The organism is Brachybacterium tyrofermentans, assembly GCF_014897585.1.
Lineage (GTDB): Bacteria > Actinomycetota > Actinomycetes > Actinomycetales > Dermabacteraceae > Brachybacterium > Brachybacterium tyrofermentans.
Genome location: NZ_JABUXW010000060.1, coordinates 1 through 4,607, shown reverse-complemented (window position 1 = coordinate 4,607; position 4,607 = coordinate 1). Strand labels below are relative to the sequence as shown.

Here is a 4,607-nt window from a genome sequence, read left to right as displayed (position 1 = left end):
GCAGGTCACACCTCGGTTAGAGACCGGACCCTTACACAGCTAATGAAACACCCTCGGACCCGGAGCCCTTCGTCACGCCACAGGCGTTGGATCTTCTTGTGGTTCACCACCCACCCCTCGGCGCGGGCGTCGTGATACGCCCGCCGGTACCCGTAGCGGGGATGGTCCTTCGCCCAGGCGCGCAGCCACTCCCTGAACGCCCGATCCGGGTCCGCGACCGTGTCGCCCTTGAGCGGTCGCCGATACGCGGAGCGGCTCAGCCCGACCAGACGGCACGCCATCCGTTCGCTCACCCGCAGCTTGCGCTTGAGGTGATCGACGGCGGCGCGGCGCCTGTCCGGGCTTAGAAGTTTCCCTCAGCCAGCTCCTTGAGCGCGGCCTTCTCCAGCTCCGCTTCCGCGAGCAGACGCTTCAGGGTCGCATTCTGCTTCTCCAGCTCCTTCAGGCGCTTTGCGTCGTCGGCCTTGAGGCCGCCGTACTGGTTCCGCCACCGGTAGTACGTCTGCTCGGACACCACGAGCTCCCGGCACACCGCCGCGACGTCCTGACCGTCGGCGAGCATCCTGTCGGCCTGCCCGAGCTTACGGACGACCTGCTCCGGGGTGTGACGCTTCCTGCTGTTCGTCATGATCTGACCAGTCTCCCTGCCCGCGACCGCGGACAACAGGACGACTCTCATAACGACTGGACCTACGAAACGGGGTCAGCCCAGGGCCTTTGCCCGCATATCTCATGTGCAGGTCTCACTCCCCGGCGGCACGAGCTCGCGCGGAGCGTAAGAGAAGATGCGTTTGGCCTCGGGCTGTGGTCACGCTTTCGCTGTCGATCGCGAAGACTTCGAGAACCCGAGACTTCGTCAGCACGGCGTCGGGGTGTCCGTGTGCGCGCAACTGCCCCTCGGCGAGGAGGAGCATGTCGTCCGTGTAGCGGATCGCGAGGTCGAGGTCGTGGAGGGCGCAGAGGACCGTTACCCGAAGGTCTTGCAGGAGCTCCATGAGGGCGAATCTGTGCTGGACGTCGAGGTGGTTCGTGGGCTCGTCCAGCACCAGCAGAGTGGGGTCGTGACGGAGGGCTCGTGCGAGAAGTGCGCGTTGCAGTTGTCCGCCGGAGAGAGCCGCGACTGGTTCGGTCGCGAGTTCGTCGAGTCCGACGCGCGCCAGGGTGCGATTGACCTGGTGCGTGGAGAGTTTCTGAGGGCCCAGAGCGACGAGTTCGGTCACGGTGACGTCGGGAAGGGGCCCCGTGTGTTGCCGGAGAACTCCGATCTTCCGAGCCCTGTCGCGAGCGCGCATCGTGCTGATGTCTTCACCGTCGACCGTGACGGTGCCGGTGAAGGCCGGATGGTATCCGGTAAGGAGGCTCAGGAGAGTTGACTTGCCGCATCCGTTGGGTCCGACGACGGCGACGATCTCACCCGCTGCGATTGTGGCGCTGACGTTGTCGAGCGCGCGCCGTGGTCCGTAGTTCACGGACACGGCGTTGAAAGCCACTTCGGATGGCGTCGTATGCGATGAGCTCATGAGAGGGCCATGGCGCGATTCTTGCGCATGAGGAGGATGAAGATTGGCACGCCGATCGCCGCGGTGAAAATCCCGACTGGAAGCTCTGACGATGCTAGCACGGTGCGCGCGGCGAGGTCCGCCGAGCTGAGCAGGATCGCCCCCAGCAACGCAGACACGGGAATGACGCGCTTGTGCATACCGCCCACGAGGAGACGGGCGATGTGCGGCACGATGAGGCCCACGAAGCCGATAGTCCCCGAGACGGCGACTGCGGCGCCGGTCATCAGGGAAGCGAGAGCGAAGACGAGCACCCGGGAACGCCCCGGATGCACCCCTGACGCGGCCGCTTGAGCGTCTCCGAGGCCGAGGAGGTCAAGGCGCCCGCTAGACATTGCGACGAGAACGATCGCGACGATGATCACGGGGCCGATGACGAGCAGCAGTCGCCATTGGGCGCCTGCCAGACTCCCGAGAAGCCAGAACATCACCTGCTGAGTGGCATCGGAATTCCCGGATCGGATGAGGAGAAAGGACATCACCCCTCCGAGAAGTTGACCGATCGCGACTCCGGACAGCACCAGTCGGCCTGCGGACATCCCCCAGCGTGAGGTCGCTGTGGCCGCGACGATGATTCCGGTCGCAGCGGCACCGACGAAAGAGGCGACCGGGAGCAACAGCACTCCGAAGGTGGCAACACCGACGGAAGTGATGACCAGGACCGCCGCGACCCCGGCTCCGGAAGACAGGCCGAGGACGTAGGGGTCGGCGATGGGGTTGCGGACGAGGACCTGTGCGCACGCTCCGGCGACTGCCAGGGCGGCGCCGACCACTGCGGCCTGCAACACGCGCGGCATGCGTAGTTCCCAGACGATGAAATCCAGGGAGCCAAGCTCGGGTTTGCCCGCCACGCGCCCGGAGATGACCTCGATCACCTCTCCGGGGGCGATCGATACCGCGCCGACACCGACGCTGATCACCATCACTGTCAGAAGCAGGAAGAGGAGCCCGATGAGGATGGCGGTCAGAGGGATGGCGCGCAGGGCCCCGGTTCGGCGTCTGCGCGTCTCTTCAGGAAGCACTCGCGACCGCATCCGCGATGATCTGGACGGCGTCCGCATTCAGCAGGCTCGGTGACAGGAGGATGCGCTGCGGCACCACGACGACGTTCTCGTTCTTGACGGCGTCGGTCTCGGCCAACAGCGGGCTGGCCATGATGGCCGCCTTCAGGTCCTCATCGCTGGAATCCGCGAAACCGGACACCACCACGATCACAGCCGGGTTGGCCTCCGTCACCGCCTCCGCAGACAAGCTTGCGAAGTCCTGGAGCTGGTCACGGGCGATGTTGGTACCGCCGGCCAAGGTGATGATGCCGTTCGCTAAGCTTGATCCGCCGTTGGTGTTGATGCCCGCGCCAGCGTCGGGCACGGAGGACAAGCTGAGCACGGGCACGTCTGCGTCCCGCGAGGCCGCCGTCGCGTCTGAGACCTGAGTACGAATCCGGTCGATCAGCTCCTCGCCACGCTCGGTAACGTCGAATGCATCGGAGAGCGCGCTTATATACCTGTACGTCTCATCGATGTTGTCCACCGGGACATCCTGCACCGCGCCGCAGGCGGACAGGGCGGCAGATCCCGCGGACTCCAGCTGATCGACAGACGCGGTGCCGTCGAAACCGCCGAACTCGTACTGCGAGATTCCCGTGACCAGGTCCGGGTCGGAGGCGATCACTGCCTCAGCTGACCCCTGTCCGTCGTCAAGAACGGGCACTGCGTCGAGTTGAGCGCGGATGTCTCCGGAGAAGTCGGTCTTGAAGTCTGGAGCCGCAGTGCCCACAACCGTGTCGCCGAGTCCGAGTTCGATGAGAAAGGCCGCCGCTCCGGCGTCCATGGTCACAACGCGCTCGGGGACGGATTCGAGTGAGACAACCGCCGGGCATGTGGGGTCGGTAACGACGTCGGCGGCGCCGGTGGGAGAAGCCGAGGAGCCGGCGGAGTGCCCGCTGTGGTCGGAATGGTCCATCGACCCGCCACCGCATCCCGCGAGGGCGGCGATCGTCAGGGTGGCGAGGAAAGCAGAGGGGAGGATGCGTCGCGAAGTCACCCCTTAACTCTACATCATGTAGAGATAACGGCCTCGCCGCGAGCTTCTGGATGCCACGGGTACTCCATCACGCTGCAGATTCGGTGAGCGACGGCGCGGGAGTCGAACCGATCTACGAGGTGCAGGGCCATGTCGATTCCGGCCGACACGCCGGCGCTCGTGACGACATCGCCAGAGTCGACCCATCGTTCGCCCGACGAGATGCGCGCTGACGGGTGGGACTTCTGGAGCTGGCCGCGGGCCATCCAGTGGGTCGTCGCATTGATCCCGTCGAGAAGGCCAGCAGCGCCGAGCACCTGGGCGCCAGTGCACACGGACGCCATCGTTGCTCCCTGTTCAGCGAGGCGCGAGATCCGCCCGACCTGTTCGAGATCCCCCGCGAGGATGTCGGCACCGCGACCACCCGGGACTATAAGAAGATCGATGGGGCGGTCGCCAAGGCTACCGTCGACATCGACGGTGAGCCCCTTCGCGCAACGGACCGACTTGCCGTCCAAACTCACCGCACGCACGTCGACGCGTCGGTCACCAAGCTCCGCCCAGAAGCGGAGCACTTCCCAGGGACCGATTGCATCGAGTTCCTCGGCCCCGTCGAAGAAAAGCACGTCGACTGCGAGGTCGCGCGCGTTCGTAGTCGAACCGAGGAAGCTCATCGCATCAACACGAGCGAGTGCGAATGCGCCGCCGGCGTGTAGTACGCCCTCGACCTCGCCGTCCGTGAGCTCACGGTCGGCGACCACGCTCACCGTGGATACGCCACCCTCGACGAGATCGATGTTCACCTCTTTGACGCCGCGCACAGCAATCAACTGCGCGGTGACCGTCTCGACACAACCGTGACAGGTCAAGCCCGTCACCGGGGAGCTCCATGTGTTCGTGCTCATTTTCAACCTTCCGTTAGCTTCGGATGCGACTGCCGTCTCCCAGCCGCACGCGTTCCCTTTCAAATCGGGACTGCCGCATGATCAGGTGACAGTTGTGGTGTCAGGCCGCGAGGCTCACGGC

4 protein-coding genes and 1 pseudogene are annotated in these 4,607 nt (G+C 65.3%); all 5 read right to left on the bottom strand.

Features of this window, described 5'->3' with window-relative positions:
* Positions 1 to 56: 56 nt before the first annotated feature.
* Positions 57 to 628 (bottom strand): annotated as a pseudogene (locus tag INT49_RS20520) (transposase); the annotation flags it as partial.
* A gap of 115 nt (positions 629 to 743) precedes the next feature.
* Positions 744 to 1,490 (bottom strand): ABC transporter ATP-binding protein, encoded by a 747-nt coding sequence (locus INT49_RS20515; protein ID WP_258772489.1) that lies wholly within the window; start codon positions 1,488 to 1,490, stop codon positions 744 to 746.
* 26 nt (positions 1,491 to 1,516) lie between these two features.
* Positions 1,517 to 2,581 (bottom strand): FecCD family ABC transporter permease, encoded by a 1,065-nt coding sequence (locus INT49_RS20510; RefSeq protein WP_069600538.1) that lies wholly within the window; start codon positions 2,579 to 2,581, stop codon positions 1,517 to 1,519.
* On the bottom strand, positions 2,571 to 3,602 hold the full coding sequence (locus tag INT49_RS20505) for an ABC transporter substrate-binding protein (protein ID WP_193119587.1): 1,032 nt from the start codon (positions 3,600 to 3,602) through the stop codon (positions 2,571 to 2,573). The genes INT49_RS20510 and INT49_RS20505 overlap by 11 nt, the downstream gene beginning before the upstream one ends.
* 14 nt (positions 3,603 to 3,616) lie before the next feature.
* The gene (locus INT49_RS20500) at positions 3,617 to 4,486 is read right to left on the bottom strand and encodes a DJ-1/PfpI family protein (RefSeq protein ID WP_226851108.1); all 870 of its coding nucleotides are present in this window, start codon (positions 4,484 to 4,486) and stop codon (positions 3,617 to 3,619) included.
* Positions 4,487 to 4,607: the final 121 nt, after the last annotated feature.

What these genes read in the sequence shown, in the direction of transcription:
- INT49_RS20500 (WP_226851108.1), bottom strand. Translation starts at nt 4,486, where the DNA reads ATGAGCACGAACACATGGAGCTCCCCGGTGACGGGCTTGACCTGTCAC.